This window comes from Paenibacillus sp. FSL H7-0943 (assembly GCF_037963265.1).
Classification (GTDB): Bacteria; Bacillota; Bacilli; order Paenibacillales; family Paenibacillaceae; genus Paenibacillus_AQ; species Paenibacillus_AQ odorifer.
Genome location: NZ_CP150148.1, coordinates 463,917 through 481,833 on the forward strand (window position 1 = coordinate 463,917; position 17,917 = coordinate 481,833).

The 17,917-nt window shown below is 41.9% G+C and carries 14 protein-coding genes; 7 read left to right on the forward strand and 7 right to left on the reverse strand.

The features are described from left to right. Nucleotides 1-125: 125 nt before the first annotated feature. From NSQ55_RS02075 to NSQ55_RS02085, 3 genes are all read left to right on the forward strand, one after another. Nucleotides 126-2,378 carry a beta-L-arabinofuranosidase domain-containing protein gene (locus tag NSQ55_RS02075; protein ID WP_339170915.1) on the forward strand — a complete coding sequence of 751 codons (2,253 nt, stop codon included), beginning with the start codon at nt 126-128 and terminating at the stop codon, nt 2,376-2,378. A gap of 306 nt (nt 2,379-2,684) precedes the next feature. Continuing rightward, nucleotides 2,685-4,400: an ABC transporter ATP-binding protein gene (locus tag NSQ55_RS02080; protein ID WP_339170917.1), complete on the forward strand. Its 1,716-nt coding sequence runs from the start codon at nt 2,685-2,687 to the stop codon at nt 4,398-4,400. Between the two features lie 35 nt (nt 4,401-4,435). Beyond that, nucleotides 4,436-4,918, forward strand: a complete 483-nt coding sequence (locus NSQ55_RS02085) for an NUDIX hydrolase (protein ID WP_076101239.1) — start codon at nt 4,436-4,438, stop codon at nt 4,916-4,918. Nucleotides 4,919-4,984: 66 nt separating this feature from the next. On the opposite strand, the gene NSQ55_RS02090 is transcribed toward NSQ55_RS02085, so the two are convergent. Further along, nucleotides 4,985-5,881, reverse strand: coding sequence for a LysR family transcriptional regulator (locus tag NSQ55_RS02090; RefSeq protein WP_339170920.1), 897 nt, complete (start codon nt 5,879-5,881; stop codon nt 4,985-4,987). A 339-nt stretch (nt 5,882-6,220) separates the two neighbouring features. On the opposite strand from NSQ55_RS02090, the gene NSQ55_RS02095 reads away from it, so the two are divergent. Then, a complete protein-coding gene (locus NSQ55_RS02095; RefSeq protein WP_076192727.1) occupies nt 6,221-6,892 on the forward strand; it encodes an O-methyltransferase in 672 nt (223 codons plus the stop codon). A 214-nt stretch (nt 6,893-7,106) separates the two neighbouring features. Here NSQ55_RS02095 and NSQ55_RS02100 read toward each other — a convergent pair whose 3' ends face one another. The 5 genes from NSQ55_RS02100 to NSQ55_RS02120 all read right to left on the reverse strand — a co-directional run bounded on the left by NSQ55_RS02100 (nt 7,107) and on the right by NSQ55_RS02120 (nt 12,569). Then, complete coding sequence (locus NSQ55_RS02100; RefSeq protein WP_076192730.1) at nt 7,107-9,053, reverse strand: ABC transporter permease; 1,947 nt, start codon at nt 9,051-9,053, stop codon at nt 7,107-7,109. Beyond that, nucleotides 9,043-9,804: an ABC transporter ATP-binding protein gene (locus tag NSQ55_RS02105; RefSeq protein ID WP_076192732.1), complete on the reverse strand. Its 762-nt coding sequence runs from the start codon at nt 9,802-9,804 to the stop codon at nt 9,043-9,045. Before NSQ55_RS02105 ends, NSQ55_RS02100 begins: the two co-directional genes overlap by 11 nt. 106 nt (nt 9,805-9,910) lie before the next feature. Next, entirely contained in the window at nt 9,911-10,915 is a 1,005-nt protein-coding gene (locus NSQ55_RS02110; protein ID WP_076192734.1) for a sensor histidine kinase, read from the reverse strand. After that, the gene (locus tag NSQ55_RS02115; RefSeq protein WP_076124606.1) at nt 10,912-11,601 is read right to left on the reverse strand and encodes a response regulator transcription factor; all 690 of its coding nucleotides are present in this window, start codon (nt 11,599-11,601) and stop codon (nt 10,912-10,914) included. The genes NSQ55_RS02110 and NSQ55_RS02115 overlap by 4 nt, the downstream gene beginning before the upstream one ends. 77 nt (nt 11,602-11,678) lie before the next feature. Next, nucleotides 11,679-12,569, reverse strand: coding sequence for a TetR/AcrR family transcriptional regulator (locus NSQ55_RS02120; protein ID WP_339170923.1), 891 nt, complete (start codon nt 12,567-12,569; stop codon nt 11,679-11,681). 204 nt (nt 12,570-12,773) lie between these two features. Between NSQ55_RS02120 and NSQ55_RS02125 the strand changes: the two genes are divergently transcribed. Next, nucleotides 12,774-14,297: a DHA2 family efflux MFS transporter permease subunit gene (locus NSQ55_RS02125; protein WP_076124605.1), complete on the forward strand. Its 1,524-nt coding sequence runs from the start codon at nt 12,774-12,776 to the stop codon at nt 14,295-14,297. Between the two features lie 46 nt (nt 14,298-14,343). Here NSQ55_RS02125 and NSQ55_RS02130 read toward each other — a convergent pair whose 3' ends face one another. Beyond that, nucleotides 14,344-15,390 carry a YncE family protein gene (locus NSQ55_RS02130; RefSeq protein ID WP_076278911.1) on the reverse strand — a complete coding sequence of 349 codons (1,047 nt, stop codon included), beginning with the start codon at nt 15,388-15,390 and terminating at the stop codon, nt 14,344-14,346. Between the two features lie 185 nt (nt 15,391-15,575). Here NSQ55_RS02130 and NSQ55_RS02135 point away from each other — a divergent pair, with 185 nt between their 5' ends. Then, a complete protein-coding gene (locus NSQ55_RS02135; RefSeq protein ID WP_339170925.1) occupies nt 15,576-16,457 on the forward strand; it encodes a nucleotidyltransferase domain-containing protein in 882 nt (293 codons plus the stop codon). A gap of 213 nt (nt 16,458-16,670) precedes the next feature. Beyond that, on the forward strand, nt 16,671-17,420 hold the full coding sequence (locus NSQ55_RS02140) for a WecB/TagA/CpsF family glycosyltransferase (RefSeq protein WP_339170926.1): 750 nt from the start codon (nt 16,671-16,673) through the stop codon (nt 17,418-17,420). Nucleotides 17,421-17,917: the final 497 nt, after the last annotated feature.

Here is a 17,917-nt window from a genome sequence, read left to right on the forward strand (position 1 = left end):
TAAGTCGGGTTTGTCCACTATTTGTACGACTGATCTACCGACAAATCAACGTTCCGGTGTTATCTTATGGATACAAATATACACTTGTCATCTAACCCTGACAAGATTGCGAGGGAGCGATTTCATTGAAGACGCAAGCTTTTGATCTACAGAACGTACGAATTGATTCAGGTCCACTTCTCCATGCGATGGAGTTAAATACTGATTATTTACTTAAGCTTGAGGCAGATCGGCTTCTGTCGCGTTTTCGCGAATATGCTGGCTTAGAGCCTAAGGCTGCTCACTACGAGGGCTGGGAATCTCAGGGTATTAGCGGCCATACGTTAGGCCATTTTATTTCTGGATGTGCGTTAATGTATGCCTCTACGGGAAATGAAGAGCTGCTACAACGCGTGAATTATGTAGTAGATGAATTAGAGCAATGTCAGGATGCGCATGGCAATGGCTTTATTTCCGGCATTCCTCGTGGCAAGGAGTTATTTGAGGAAGTGAAGGCAGGCGACATTCGCTCACAGGGCTTTGACCTCAACGGAGGTTGGGTGCCGCTTTACACGATGCATAAGCTGTTTGCAGGTCTTCGCGATGCTTATCGATTGGCCGGCAATCAGAAGGCGCTCGTTATTGAAACGAAGCTGGGGCTGTGGCTTGAGGATATTTTTGCAGGGCTGAGTAAAGATCAGATCCAAGAGGTGCTGCGTTGTGAGTTTGGCGGCATGAATGAAGCGCTGACGGATTTGGCAAAGGATTCCGGAGAAGATCGTTTCCTCGCGTTAGCGGAAAGCTTTTATCATGGGGAAGTGCTTAATGATCTGGCCGTAGAAAAAGATACCCTAGCTGGAAGACATGCTAATACACAGATTCCAAAAATCATCGGAGCTGCTAGACAATATGAGGTAACTGGGCAGGAGCATTATGCAGGTATTTCCCGCTTCTTCTGGGATCGGGTCGTGAATCATCATTCTTATGTGCTCGGCGGCAACAGCTATAATGAGCATTTTGGTGAACCGGATAAGTTAAATGATCGATTGGGTGAAGGTTCCTGTGAGACATGCAACACGTACAACATGCTGAAGCTGACTAAGCATATGTTCCAATGGGATGCGTATGCAGCGTATGCGGATTACTACGAACGTGCGATGTATAATCACATCTTAGCCTCTCAGGAGCCGGTAGATGGCCGGGTATGTTACTTCGTATCTCTCGAGATGGGTGGACATAAATCGTTTAATTCGCAGTTCGAAAGCTTTACGTGTTGTGTAGGTTCGGGAATGGAAAGCCATTCTATGTATGGCTCGGCGATATACTTCCATAGTGCAGATGAGCTTTATGTCAATCAGTACGTACCTTCTACAGTGGCTTGGAAAGAGCAAGGCATTAGCTTGCAGCAAGAGACCAAGTTCCCGGCAGAGGGACAAGGTGTACTGCGGATCAGTGCAGCACAGTCAACGAAATTCACATTAAAGCTAAGATATCCTTACTGGGCTGAGCAAGGGATGAGTGTTAGCGTAAATGGTGAAGATGTTCAAGTAAATGTAGGCAAATCTAACTACTTTACTTTGGATAGAGAATGGCAGGATGGAGACGTTGTCGAATACGATATTCCGATGTCGGTGAGAATCGAGACGATGCCGGATAATCCGAACCGAGTTGCATTCCTTTACGGGCCACTTGTGCTGGCAGGTGATTTTGGGCCTATAAATGCAGAGGCCAATAGCGATCGCGCCCTTGCTTCCGTATTAATCGGAGATCGGGACACACTGACGGACAACCTCATCCAATCTAATGTGAGCAAAAATGTGTTCCGGATGAAAGGTTTAGGGTATACAGGGGATCATGAGCTTCGTCCGTTCTACCCTATGCATGATCATCGTTATTCCGTGTATTGGGATTTATTTACACCGGAAGAGTGGAAGCTGGCAGAGGCTGAATATCGCGAAGCTGTGGAGAATAACTTGCTGCTTGAGCAGTTAACTGTCGATTCGGTACAACCTGCTGAAATGCAGCCTGAACGCGATCATAATTTCACAGGTGAATTTGTAGGCTTAGGTAAAATCCACAATCGCAAGTATCGGGACAGCTGGATCAATGGCTGGTTCTCCTTCACGATGGAAGTTTTGCCGGATAAGCAAGTGGATTTGGTGGTCACGTATCTGAAGTCGAACGATACTTCGCTGGCATTTGATATTTTGGCGGATGGGGAGCAACTTGGTGTAGGCACTCTTGAGTCTGAGGAGATGAATAAGCTGGAGACGATTCGCTATGAACTCCCGCAGCCGATCACGAGCGGCAAATCAGCAGTTACGATCAAGTTTGCTTCTCATGAAGGACATAAGGTTGGCCAAGTGGCCGGACTACGTATCGTTAAACGTAATTCTTGAATAAAAAGGCTTACAGAATTATAATAGGGTCAATTCTTTTAATTGAGGTGAAATGGATGTCTTTCCGTACCGTTACAAGGAACTAGTTATCGGGCTGGGTGAAACGCGTACCAGCTATCAAGGGGGGAGTCTACCCTTTTGATTACAACTAACTAGAGCTTTGAACGGTGCCATAGGCAGCTATTTTTGTAGAGCCAGGCACTTAACCTATTTAACTTAGAGAACCGTTTATTTGTGGATGGTTTTTTACAGTGGGATAGGGGCGCCTGGCTTTTTTGCATTCAATTAAAAGAGGGGATAAATGATATGTTAAAAAAGAGTCTAGCTCATCTAAAGTGGTGGGTATGTGGTTATATTTTATTGGGTTTTGCCATTCAGCTGTTAAGTAGTTTAGGGGTTGTTGTCTTTCAAAAAATATTAGATAAGGCCACGGTAATCAACAGTTTTGGTGAAATATCCACATTAATTATGGTGTATGGGTTTCTGCTAGCTGGGGTGGCGATCCTGAATTATATAGACGAATACCCGAGTGTGTTTTTATCGAACAGCATCACGGAGCGGTTAAAGATTCTTGCACTGTCCAAAATATCAAAAATGGATTATCAAGCGTATCAGGATATGGGAACAGGGCAGATGATTAAGGTGATCGAGAACGGGGCAGCGGCTGGAAACAGCATTATTTTTTCTTTTTTTCTCAAAACATTACATGAGTTGTTACCTACTCTTCTATTCAGTCTAGTCTTTATCAGCTTCTATGATCTAAGGATCATGTTAGTGATTGCAGCTGGCTACGTGGTTGTCTTTCTGATAACAAATCTGTTGTTGAAATTTCTGTATGCCATGAAGGCTGCCATTCTCCAAGAGCAAGAAAAGATGTCCAGATTCTCTATCCGCGGGTTTATGGAATTGGTCGTCTTTAGAACCAACAAGAGATATGAGAAAGAGATCGATAAATTAAGCCAGACTGCACGCACTATCATTCATAAAAATGCTCAGCTAAAAATGATCCATGAAGCTTTTTTTGCTATATTCGAGTTATTTGTCACGATCATTAAAGTTGTTGTCCTGATTTATGGTGTGAAAAGCATTGTCGCAGGCGAGACCTCACTAGGTATTGTGGTCGCATTGTTTATGTTCATCGATAAAATTTATACCCCAATTGCCATCTTTAATGTTTTATTTGTAGATTACAAACTGAATAAAGTGACCTACAGAAGATTCGAGGAATTTATTGCTGCCCCAGAAGATAAGAACTTGGAATCCGGAGAAGCCATCACTGAGCTCCAAGGCAATATTGAGTTTAGGAAGGTGTCCTTTACTTATGGGAATGTGCAGATACTGAATAACCTGTCTTTTTCGCTTACGCGAGGAGCTTCCGTTGCTATTGTCGGATTAAGTGGAGGCGGGAAATCTACGCTGATTAAATTGATTGTGGGGTTATTAAAAAAGGGCGAAGGTGAACTCTTACTGGACGGTAAGGATATCGATGAGATTCGTTTGAATAGCTACTATGATCATATTTCCTATCTATCCCAAGATACGCCGATTTTTGATGCTACGATAAGGGATAATATTGTATTTGATGAGGATACTCTGTCGGATGAAGAGCTATATGAGATTCTAGATAAAGTTCATTTGCAGGAAAAAGTAAGCCATTTACCGGATCGCTTAGATACTTTGGTAGGCGAAAAAGGTCTCAAATTATCAGGAGGCGAAAGACAGCGATTAGCGTTTGCCAGAGTCATTGCCCAAAAAAGAAATATTCTAATTCTGGATGAGCCCGTGTCAGCGCTTGATAATATCACTGAGCAAAGTCTTATGGAGACGATTTTGAATGAATTTAAGGATAAAACTATCATCATTGTGGCCCACAGGCTTAATTTTATAAAAGACGTTGATAAGATATTGGTAGTGGATCAAGGATCAATTGTTGGGGAAGGGAAGTTTGATGATTTAATAGAACAGTGCGAAGCTTTTAAAGCGTTATGGAATAGAAAAATATCGTTTACAGATTATCGATAAATTGCTAGACTCTTCTAAAAAAAGAGGTGCTATCTATGGCTTGGCCAACACATATTGTAGCGGTGGGTGGAATTGCAATAAATGAAGAGGGAGATATTCTTTTAGTAAAAACACATCATGGTGGCTGGGTATTTCCTGGAGGACAAGTGGAAGTTGGAGAAAACCTAATGGATGCACTAATTCGCGAGATTAAAGAGGAAAGTGGAATAGATGTTGTTGTTTCTCAATTGATTGGCGTGTATTCGAATACAGGTATGCATAAATGGTATGACGGTGAGACGGATGTTCCTACCAAGGTCATGTTAGACTTTATCTGCAAGCCCGTGGGTGGAGAATTAAGTACTTCGGAGGAAACATCTGAAGTGATGTGGGTAGCCAAGGAGAAGGTGCTGGATCTGATTTCTGCAGCGGCTATTCGTACCCGCTATCAAGCTTATTTGGATTTCGACGGAAATACTAGGTACATGGATTATGTAACTGGAGGTGCGTTTGAAGTTAAATTGGATCGGACGGTGTAAAAAAAGAAGCTTTGAGGCTTTCCCGAAAGGGAAGGCCTCTTTTGTTGGGAATGAGCAATCATTCCGCTATATCGTATAAGGATTGTGTCGAATCATCTCAATTAAATTCACTGCGGCTGCTGATAAGGGCTCATTTTTACGTGTACAGATTGCAATGGTATTTTTCAGATGGACTCCTTCTACATATACTCGGCACAATTCTCCACGCTCTACATATTTGCGTACGACTAATGAAGAAACGAAGTTTGCGCCATATCCGGCGATAACGGCTTTGATGGCTTCATGTAGTCCATTAAATTGCAGAGAGATGATAGGAGCGGGTGTGTTGTATGTGCGGCATAAAGATAATAATCGCTCCCGCGTTGAACTCCCTTCTTCACGCATAACGAAGGGTTCCTTCATCATTTCGGATAGAGAAACTTGCTGATTGGCATAACGATGATTGGGTGCGACTACAAACCATAACTCGTCCTGAAATAACTCCTCTGTCTGGATTGTATCTGGATAAGCCTCGGCGATTCCTCCATAAATAGCTATATCCACATCTACATTTAACAGCTGCTTGAGGGCATCACTTGAGTTGGTAGTGGTGATCATCATCTCCACTTGTTCATATTGCTGCTTAAACTTTGCAATCCAGGTAGGAATGAGAAAGTGAGCAGGCAAATACGTTGCGGCTAGACGGATACTTCCGTTACTGCCGTTAACATAATCTTGAGCGAATTGCTCAATTTGTTGTTCTACGGCGAATAGTCGCTTGGCGAGTAGAGTAAGCTCTTCCCCTGCATCCGTTAAAGCAATTCCTCTGCCTTGAGGTTTAAATAGGGCAAAGGACAGTTCCTTTTCGAACTTCTTAATCTGCGCAGTGATGGCAGGCTGACTTATATTTAAAATTTCTGAAGCGCGTGTCACACTGCCTGCCGATGCGATTACATGGAATAAGCGTAAGGCATGTAGGTTCATGGTTAAACTCCCATTCTTCGATTCATATATTAAATATATAAATTAAATATAAAGATATATTATATTTATGATTATAACTGATTTACAATACAGATATAAAGATGAACTTGGAAAGATGAGATTAGGGAAAGGAGTAATGGAGAGGAGGTTTGGAACTGTAGGAGCGTAGCGATCGCCTTTGTCTCCGGATTTCAACCATGAACAGTGTTTAAATTGAAGAAATCTGGAGACAACAGCGACCGGAAGTCCAAACACTCCTCGTAGTTACGAACGATCCCTAAATGTGGAATTTATAAGTTCATCTAAACCAAAATCAATACTAAAGGAGAAGTGATAAATATGAATCAAACGACTACTTGGGATAAAGTCGATCAGTATATTACAGAGCGCCTGATTCCACAGGACGCTGTGTTGGAAGAAGTGTTGGTCACCAATCAACAGGCAGGGCTGCCGCCCTTTGATGTTTCGCCTAGTCAGGGGAAATTCCTCAATCTACTGGTGCAAATGAAAGGTGCACGCCGGATTTTGGAGATTGGCACCTTGGGCGGGTACAGTACGATTTGGATGGCAAGAGCCCTGCCGTCTGACGGACAGATAGTTACCTTGGAGCTGGATCCCATTCATGCGCAGGTAGCTAAAGCTAATCTTTCGCTTGCCGAGGTGGATCATCTGGTAGAGCTTCGTGTAGGGGATGCATTAGAGCAACTGTCTCAGATGAAACAAGAGGGCGTTGAACCCTTCGACTTTATTTTTATAGATGCCGATAAACCGAATAATCCTAACTATTTAAAGTGGGCGCTGCAATTCTCCCAGCCCGGAACGGTGATCCTTGGAGATAATGTGATTCGTGAAGGTGAGGTCATTAATGAGAATAGCGAAGACGCTCGTGTAGTAGGCGTACGGGAATTTTATGATCTGTTGGCTGAAGAGCCTAGAATTTCGGCTACTGCCATTCAGACGGTGGGAAGCAAAGGTTATGATGGATTTGTATTGGGGATTGTGAATAGCTGAGGGATTCGACAGATCCTCTGAGCGTTACGGACCCCGTTGGCGTTATTTGCGAATTTTTAGCCTATAGAGCAGGGTTTCGGACTCCAGTGACGCTATTACTTAGAAAGAGGTTCATCTGTGTCCGATAGATGCCGGTGCCTCCTACCTGTAAATGATATCAAATCAAACAAAGGTGTCCCTAAGCCATGATGGCTTTTGGAACACCTTTGTTATTTTAAAGCGCCTCTTTAATTACCTTTTTGTAATAGAAGACGGACAATATTGCAAAGATCGAATACAAAGCAGTGTATAACAGCATCACCAGAATCATCGGTGTCCAAAGCTCTGTGCCGAATAAGAACCAGCCGGATTTAACGGCGAAGTAGCTGTGAAGCAGACCTATGACTAATGGAATACCGAAGTTGAACAATTGTTTCATCTGTATACCTCTGAGCAGATCACCTTGCGTGAACCCTAGCTTTCTCAGAATGGTGTAGTTAGGTTTTTCATTTTCACTTTCATCCATTTGTTTAAAGTATAGAATACATCCGGAGGTAATCAAGAAGGTTAACCCCAGAAAAGCAACGATAAACATAATGAGTCCCATATTTTGTTTTTGACCTTTTATCGACTCTAATTGAGAGTCTTGTTTGTTTTTCTCATCAAATTTCAAGGTCTTAAAAAGTTCATTTGCCTGTTCAACGCTGGCCCGGACTTTCATATCAATCCCGATATTAAGGGAGGATCCTCTTTGAAGGGCAGGATCTAAATCCTTCTTTAAGCGCTTAAAGATCGATTCGTCTACAACCGCAACCGGTAAGCCACCTCCTGTGTAATACCCTGAAATGGGACTTTCGATATCTAATCTTTTATAATCCTGTGGAAAAACCTCATGTAACCCTTTGAGTTCAATTGCACCTTTATCTTTCATAGTAACAAAATTATCCAGTGCACTGCTTGATTTCGTAAAATAAGCTTTATCTGGAGTTAGATCAACGTCTTCAAGTGCATTTTCACTTATGACCGCCAGGGTCATAATATTTGAAAACATATTGTCTCCGTCCGGTTTTTTAACAAGAATCTCTTCAACATCTACATCGACCTGAAGGACTTGGGTCCTTCTTTCTGTAAATACTAAATCATTTGCCGTTAGGATCTTTGTAAATTGTTCAGCCTCTTGGGCATTCGTGAATACAAAATCCGTTGGGACATATTGCTTGGAAGTTTTCTCAGCAGAGTAAAAGGAAATGTAGCTAAGGGATAATAAACCCAGGGCTAGTGCCGATACCGTTGTAATGATGGTTAATAATACGGCATTGGATTTCATGCGAAACATAATGGAGGAAAGAGATAGAACCTCTCTAATGTTCAGATAGCCGTTTTTCCGCTTACGAATGATATGAAAAATAAAACTTACCGAGCCTTTATAAAATAGATAGGTCCCAATAATGACGGATCCCAAAATAGTAATCATGGATATAGCCAATTGATTCATTGAGGTTACGTCTTCGGTAAGTAATTTAGAGGAGAGCACATAGCCCAGTAGGATTAGGCCAATTCCGACAATCCCTATGATCATTTCAAAGAAGGATAACTTTTTCACTGTACCTTCTGTTGTTGAGGTTACCCGGAACAAGGATAAGATACTTTGTCTTTTAATAAATCCATAATTCATCAGCATGATCAAAAGATAAATCACACAAAATACGATCAACGTCTGAATCAAAGCTTCGATAGAGAAATGAAGGGAGGCTATAGCATCGACCCCCATTATTTTAAATAAGATCATGAGGATCAATTTTGAGATAGAAAAGCCTACTAATATCCCCAGGACCAAGGAACCGAAATACAGAATAAAGTTCTCTGCCGAAAGAATGCGGAAGATTTTATTTTTGGTCATTCCAATTAACTGAAATAAGCCAATTTCTTTGCCGCGTCGTTTGATGAAGATCGTATTAGCATATAACAGGAAAATAGAGACAATTACGACTAGTAAAACCGAGGCAGCCGTGATGGCTGCGCCCCCTTTGATAGAGCTTTCCAGCTCATCCATCGAGGGATCGTATTGCAAGGTGACAAAGGCGAAATATAAGGCCACACTAAAAACTAGCGCAAACACGTATAGGTAGTAATTTCGGATGTTTTTTCGCAGATTTCGAATCATTAATACATTAATGCTCATTCTGCACACCGCCTAATACACCCTGTGTTTTTATAATGTCGTTGAAGAAAACTTGTCTTGATTGTTCTCCTTTATTTAGTTGCGTATAGATTTTTCCATCTTTTATAAAAATAACTCTACTGCAATAACTGGCAGCCACTGGATCATGTGTAACCATAACGATGGTTGCTCTTCGTTTTTGATTGAGTTCACTTAGCTTATTTAATAAATCAGAAGCGGATTTAGAATCCAGCGCCCCGGTAGGCTCATCAGCAAAAATAATACTTGGATCATGAATGAAGGCACGAGCTGCTGAGGTACGTTGTTTTTGACCGCCAGAGATTTCATTGGGGTACTTATTTTTTAATTCCAAAATCCCCAATTCCTTTGCGAGACTTTCGAATTTCTGATTGGCGGCTTTCTTGGGTGTATTGGTAATGGATAGTGGCAGCAGGATGTTCTCCTTTACCGTCAGCGTGTCCAAGAGATTATATTCTTGAAAAATAAAACCTAAATGATTCTTGCGAAATTCAGCAAGCTGCTTCTCTTTCATATTGGAGATTTCATTGCCCTCGATGGTAATAGATCCGTTACTGATTTTGTCGATCGACGAGAGTACGTTGAGTAGGGTGGTTTTACCTGAACCGGAAGGCCCCATGATGCCAACGAATTCGCCTTCTTCTATACGAATATCGAGTCCGCTTAACACGGATTGTTTGTTTAATTTATTGCCATAGCTTTTATGAATTTTAGTAGCTTCTAGAATTGCCATAATGATTCACTCCTTCGTTTCTTCTTGTATAGCTTTATTATAAAAAAGTTTATTGTTCTTATCCTGCGATTGCCCGAACAAAATATAAAAGCATGTGACATTGTTGTCACATGCTTGAGATTTTAACGAATTCATTTTTGAGTGGGAAGGTTAGCGTAAATGTTGATCCCGCTCCGAGCTTGGATTGAACTCCGATGATGATGAGTAAGGATTGAGCTGCTTTCTGAGCTAAATATAAGCCCATGCCTGTGGCGGCATTGTCGCGATGTACAGTAGTGGAAGTAAACCCTCTGTCGAAGATGCGCGGCAGGTCCTTCGGATCTATCCCGCGCCCGCAATCCTTCACCTCAAGAACGATATGTTCAGCTTGCTGGTAGCTATTCACTGTAATATCAGAAGATTCACTATATTTTACGGCGTTGGTTAGGAGTTGTCTGAGGATAAAAGCCAGCCATTTAGCATCACTAAGCACTTCAGCAGCTTCTAAGTTCAACTCAAAGCCGATTCCCTTCTGAATACACCAAGATTGTAATGTCTTAATCTCACTAAAAATAAGCGTTTCTATATCGATTTGCTCCATGTACAGGTCGTTTTCAATAAATGGTATCCGTCTTTGATGGAGCTGCTGATCCAGCAGCAGGTGAATACGCAGCCACTCATAGGTCAAGTGCCCCTTCATAACATCATCTTCTATACGCTCAATCATTAGATGCATTGCGGTCAGTGGAGTCTTTACTTCATGAATCCAGGATAACAACTCATCCTTCTCTTGCTCCAAATTCATTAAATTGTCTGAAGCAGTCCGCTTTAACAATTTTACTTGGTTGGTGATGCTCTCTTCGATGATTTTCTCAAAAGGACTTTCGGCAAGAGCGATGCTTGTCAGATCGAGATCATCGTCCCGCTCATTTAAGCTTTTATAAAATCTGGTTTCCTTAGGATAGCGAATGACTAGAAAAATTACGAAAAAAATCATCGATAAAGAGACCAGATAGAGCACTGAAGACAGGGGGATGGTCGGGTCCATAAAGGTGATAAAGAGCATAAATAGATGTACAAAGAGAAAAAGCAAAATCCAACCGAGTCTTTCGAGCAGGTACTTTTTAATCATAGAGAATCCTCTTCAATGGCTACGTACCCTTGTCCAACCTTCGTCTCAATAAACGCCCCTAATTCAAGCTCGTCGAGCTTTTTGCGCAGCCGATTTACGTTGACGGTAAGGGTGTTATCGCTAATAAAGCGCTTATCGTCCCATAAGCTATTAATTAATTCCTCGCGGGTGACAATTTTATTCTTTTTCTCAATGAGCAATTTCAATATGAAAATCTCATTTTTGGTAAGCTCAATCGTTCCCGTGTCGTTGGTCACTGAATTCCGCTCATAATCGACGGTAGCTCCGCACCACGTTTTGAGTTCAATGTTATCCGTATTGTAATTGTACACACGCCGGAGAATGGCTTGCACCTTGGCAATGAGTACATCGAAATGGAAGGGCTTTTGGATATAATCATCGGCTCCCAGCTGCATGGACATCACCATATCTGTCGGATGATCCCGAGAGGATAAGAAGATAATCGGCAGATTAGAGTGAGAGCGAATCATTCTGCACCAATGAAATCCATCGAATTTGGGTAATTGGATATCAATTATCACTAAATCAGGTTTGATTTCCGTGAATTCCTGCGTAACATTGTTGAAATCTTGAATGCCATATACATCATAAGACCACTGCGTAAGCCGTTCTTTGATCTCATTAAACAGCGTTGTATCATCTTCGATTAATAAAAGCTTGAACAAATCGGTCACCACACTTTTAGTTTCGTGCCTTGCGTTTAGAATACGCTTAAATGATTGAAGCCATACTTTGATTGTGCTTAGAGCATTGCAGATAACACTGTCTGATAATGTGCAAATTCCTTCGTTTCATTAAACTGAGGGCACATTTTCAAGGAGAGCAGGGCGCTTTCGATTAAGAACTCTCTTGGTTCCTTGTTGTTCATGATCTCTTCTTGGATAAAATATAACAGCTTCAGTGCATTGGACAGGCTAGGATCATCGGCGGCGAATGATTTATCAATGATTTTTTTTAAGCTTACGGTCGCAAACGATAGATCATTATTAAAAAAATCAGTGTATTCAGCAACAGGCAATAGTTTCCCTACATGATCGGGGGAGATAAGCTGGATTCCTTTTTCGCTTACATCCTCAACAATCGTCTGGATAAGAGTAGTGCAATAATTAATGATTTGTTGAGAGGTAATGACTTCGTTCATGGCACTGTTAATTTGCAGCATATTTTGCAAGATGCCTGTAAAAATGATGGCTCCATCCAGTAGATAGGGTTTTTTATCTTCAGAAAATATATGCAGGAACCGTTCATGCACCCAGGTTAATAAGGTGAATTTAGTTTTTTTGATGAACGTAATTAAGTCCGGATCATTGGAGACCAGGGCATCTTCAACCAGCTGCAACAATTTATTTTTCTTATTGATTTTCATAACCAGTTGAACTTGTTTAGCGAATATATCAATGTCAGAGGGGTCCTGGCCAATGAGCAGGCCATTTCTGCCTTCTTCCAGCTGGTCATGAATAGAGGTGAATACAGCTTTAAAGAGATCCCCCTTGGAAGGGAAATAATTATAAAAAGATCCTTTGGAGATCCGGCTGTGATTCAGAATGTCCTGTATGGATGTGGCGTGGTAGCCTTTTTCAATAAATAATTCATGTGCTTTTTGAATCACTTGCTCTTTCCGTTTATTTATCATCTTAGGTGCCCCTTTAAGCTGGACTCTTTTGTGCAAAAAAACTCTTCACGTAGAATAGACTAGCTTATATTTCCACTTAATACAATTTAGTTTTTAAATGAATTCTGACTTGCCAAGCAGTAAATATAAGAGTAATATATTCTACGTTGTAACATAAGTTCAAATATGAACCGACGGTATGATTATAGAATGGAGGATTCCAAAATGAAAACGAAAGAAAGTAAAGCGTCCTACGGGATTTTGGCAATCCTTATGATTGGTGCATTTGTTGCCTTACTGAGTAATACCTTACTCAATATAGCTTTACCATCGATTATGAAGGATTTTGATGTCAGTGCCTCAACGGTACAGTGGTTATCGACGGGTTATATGCTAGTGAACGGGATCATGATTCCTTCAACGGCCTTTTTAATTCAAAAGTATACAGCCAGACGATTATTCCTAATCGCCATTGGATTATTTGCAATAGGGACCTTTATTGGAGGCTTTGCTCCAAGTTTCCCTGTATTATTGATTGCGAGAATGGTCCAAGCCTCAGGGGCCGCGATTATGATGCCATTATTAATGAATGTATTGTTCACCACATTTCCACCTGAAAAACGTGGCTCGGCCATGGGGATGTTTGGTTTGGTTATGATTTTTGCACCAGCCATTGGTCCTACACTCTCAGGATGGATTATTCAGCATTATGAATGGCCTGTGCTGTTCTTTATGATTGCACCGATCGCCGTATTGGTGTTCATTCTTGCCTTCTTCAAACTGCATGATCCTAAAAAAGATGTGGCTATTAAAATTGATATTCTATCTGTAGTTCTATCAGCGATTGGGTTCGGGGGTCTTCTATACGGCTTCAGTTCCGCTGGGAATAAAGGATGGGATGATCCAATGGTCTACTCCACCCTTATTATCGGGGTTATTGGTTTAGTGATATTCATTATGCGCCAGATGAAGATGAAGGAGCCTATGCTTAACTTCAGAGTGTACAAATATCCGATGTTCGCTTTATCCTCAGCGATTTCGATTACACTGAATATGGCGATGTTCTCAGCCATGATGTTAATGCCGATTTATCTGCAAAATATTAGAGGTATTTCACCTCTGGATTCGGGACTCCTAATGTTGCCTGGTGCTTTGATTATGGGGGTTATGTCTCCAATCACAGGTAAATTGTTCGATAAATTCGGCGGCAAAGTCTTAGCGTTAATCGGTCTGGCTATCGTAGTGATCAGTACGTATTTCTTTAGTGATCTAACTGAGACAACGAAATATTCGACACTTATGATTTTGTATTCTGTGAGAATGTTCGGGATTTCAATGGTTATGATGCCTGTGATGACCAATGGTCTGAACTCCATCCCGGCTAAATATACACCGCATGGTACAGCCATGAACAGTACGATTCAGCAAGTCTCCGGGGCGATTGGCGGGGCGCTGCTTGTAACGATTATGTCTAACAGTACTACTTCACATGTCAAAGATATGGTAGCTGAGGCTGTGAGTAAATTAACGGCTAAGCCTTCTGCAGAGCAATTGCTTGGCATTCAAAACCAAGTCATCGCAAAAGCAACGATCGAAGGAATTAACGATGCATTCTTAGTGTCAGTAGGCGTAGCCATCATTGCCTTTATCCTAGCTTTCTTCATAAAAAGAGGGATACAGCCTAAGGATACAGAAACAGTCGAGGAAAAAGTGGCTGTTAAACAAGTTTCATCCGCTAGATCGATGTAATTTGATATGTAGAAAGACGCTCACCTATGGTGGGCGTCTTTTTGTCTTAATTAAAAATAGAACTCTGAGTGAGTCTTGGTCCATCCTGAATGACCGTTATGGAGTCGTTTCCACCTACATAAATTCTATTTGTGAGCGGGTTTAGCACAGTGCTGCCTGATACGGAGGAGAATCTTGCGAGCCGTTTAAACGTGGTGGCGTTATAAACGGACATATGATTCTTATCAAAATTACCAACAAATAAATGATTTGTATTCGGGTTGATAATCGTGTTGGAGGAGGTAGGCAACACCTTTGTGGTTATAATTTTGTTGTTGCGCCCATCTATGACAAACAGCCTGCCCTTACCCTCCACTTGTGCACTTGAGACATAAATACGATTCGTCAGCGGATTTATAACGACCTCACTTTGCAAACGTCCCAGCTGTACATTACGCAACAATTTATTGGTTCGGCCATTGATCACAGAAAGAAACCGGCTCAAGTTATTAGCGACATAAATACGATTGGTAATTTTATTAAGTGCTGGCGCTATCACGGGGTTACTTCCGACTTTTATTGTCGCAATGATCGCCTGTGTAGTTCCGTTAATGACGGTGACGCTATCATTTACTGTATTGGTCACATAGACACGGTTGGTAAGCTCATTGATAACAATTCTGGAGGGGCGTCCACCGATTTCAATCTTTTTACGGACCTGATTTGTTTTCCCGTCTATGACGAATAGGGTTCCGAATGCGCTAGTTACATAAATCAGATTGGTTCGAACATTTACTCCGATATTGTCTGGGAATCGGCCTACTTTGACAGTTTTGATTACCTGGTTTGTCCGCCCGTTTATGACAGATACGTTTTCGTCACGGAAGTTAGGTACATAAATCCGGTTGGTTTGGGGGTTGATTCCGAGCTGAGACGGCAGTCTTCCTACAGGGATCCGAGCGATAATGCGATTAGTTCTGCCCTCCAATACCCCGATAGTTCCAGCCTCGGTGTCTGGGTTTACAAAGTATACTCGATTCGTGACGACATTTACTTTTATATCTCCGATCGGTCCGGCAGAGCGGACTGTAGCAATCACTTTTGGCTGCGCCATGCTTTTACCCCTTTCCAAGTAAATAGATACTTCATTATATTTAGGCTTAGGCAAAAGGGTACTTCATTTATCCTTGCAAGATATATATTAGGAGTGTAGAATGGTACTCCATTATCCAAATATTAGGTTAGGTGTAAGCGTTTTATTTTTTGAGAAATTGAGATTGATTGGAGGTTGGGGTTGAGATGGTGAAATCAGTGTTGTCGGATATTTTATTAACACCTGATAAGACGCAGGTTCATAGCGAATTATTAGAGGAAATTGGGCAGTATATCACACAAGAAATTCTAAATCATCCGTTAATGAAAGAGGAGAGTCAGCAGGTAAGTATTCTCCTTGATGGATCGACCGCACTTGGTGTGGTGGATGAGCAGTCGGATGTGGATGTAATTATTATTTGTCAGGATGAGTATTATAGCAGCATTAATCATCGGTTCGAGCAAGCGGGGCTGATCCCGGAGCAAAGTAGTTTTTTTATGGATTTACGACTTCCCAGCGGCAAGACCGGACATTACACACTGCATAAAATATCAGAAATCAAAGAGGCGTTAATGAGCGGAAATATGGAATGGCTGTGGAATGCTTCTATTTCTTATATCTACTATGACCGATTGGATGTAAAGTCGCTTTTTGATGCCTATGTGCCCCTCCAACCTGGAGTCCTAATGAGATTTCGTAAGAATTCATACATCCAGTTAAGAAGTTATGCCAAAAGCTTAGATAATCCGGTAGTGCGTGGCGACGCCTTTCCTATTTTATTTTTAGCGGTTTCTCTTTATAAAGAAGCATTACGCTGTGCCATTACTATTGAAGGTCACCCCTACCCCTATGACAAATGGCTGGTACCTGTAGCCAAACAAACGACTGTCGGCCGAAAGATTTTGGAGTGTGCGGGCGATTTTTGGAGTTTTGTTAGAGATGATGAATCCTTTGCCCCTATGTACCAGGAGGATAATAACTTTGTCAAAATGGAAAAACGATTCCGGAAGATACTTGTAGAGGAATTCCGCATGCGGGGGATCGATGAACCTTGGTTAGTAGAGTGGTGGAAGTTTATGGAGGAGTGAGTGGAGCTATAGGGTGTTTGGGTGAGTAGAGTAGCTGTGGTGGCGGGGTTGCTGGGGATGGCTGTAGTGGGCTGAAATGGTTGAAGCGGTGGAAAGGCTGAAGTGTTTGGGTAGCGTAGTAGCTGGGGTGATTAAGTAACTTAAATGACTCCCCTTCCTCCTCTTGATTATGGTAAGGTATATTGAAGTGGAATTTTAGTGAGAGGTGATTATATGGACGGGACAGTTTCAATATTAGGAGTTCCCTTTTCAAAACTAACACTACATGAGACAACACTTCATCTAACAAAACATATTCAATCTGGGGAATCGAAACTTTTCCATTTGATCACGGCTAACCCGGAAATTACGATAACAAGTCAATCGGACGAGCTGCTACAAACCATACTTCAAGAAGCGGATTTAATCACTCCTGACGGGATTGGCATTGTGATGGCATCAAAAAGAAAAGGCGATCCTATTGCTGAGAGGGTAACTGGATATGAGCTGCTTCTTGAGCTTTTGGAGCAAGGAAATAGCTTGGGATGGAGTTTTTATTTCTTGGGAACAGATGAGCTTACCAGCTGTAAAGCGGTCGAAAAGATCACGGAGTTATATCCGAATGTGAAGATTGCAGGAAGACATAATGGTTTTCTTACCAAGGAAGAGGAGCCTGCCATTGTAGCAGAAATACAGCGCGCACAGCCAGATCTCCTGATCGTTGCGATGGGTGCGCCATACTCTGACAAATGGGTATATAAGCACAAACAGGAGCTTGCGCAGGTAAAAGTTGTTTTTGGCGTGGGGGGCAGCTTAGATGTAATAGCGGGAAAAGTTACTCCTGCACCAGCGCTATGGAAAAAACTCAATCTGGAGTGGTTGCATCGACTTTTGTTCGCTCCCGTTGCGAAGGGACAAAAGTCGCGATGGCGCAGACAGGCAGTGCTGCCCAAATTCGTGTTCCGAGCTATGATTAGGAAATGAAGAAAAGGCCTCGTTTATGGGGGCCTTTTTTAGGTTCGGTTGGTGGGAGAGGAGGAGGGGGCAGATGTGAGTGTAGGAAGTAAGGAGTAGGGGGAAGAGTAAGAGAGATTAGTGGGAGTAAGGTGAGGAGTATGAGCAAGAGTGAGTAGGGGGAGTATGTGTAAGAGTAGTGAGTAGAATGTAAGTGCGACTATAGCTGTGACCTTTAAACAAATTAATAATAATAAACAACACCGATTCTGGTTGATGCCATAGTCTCGTATTTAATTCAAACTAAAAGCTAAAGAGGAACAATAAGGGCAAAAATGCCCCTGAGTCACTGGAATTCCGCCGAAGTGGGAAATAGAAGGCAAAAATGCCCTAGATCGGGTGCAATTCAACCCGAAGTGGCAAAAGAAAGGCAAAAATGCCCTAGATCGGGTGCAATTCCGCCCGAAGAGGCAAAAGAAAGGCAAAAATGCCCTAGAATCGGTGCGATTCAGCCTAAAGAGGTAAAA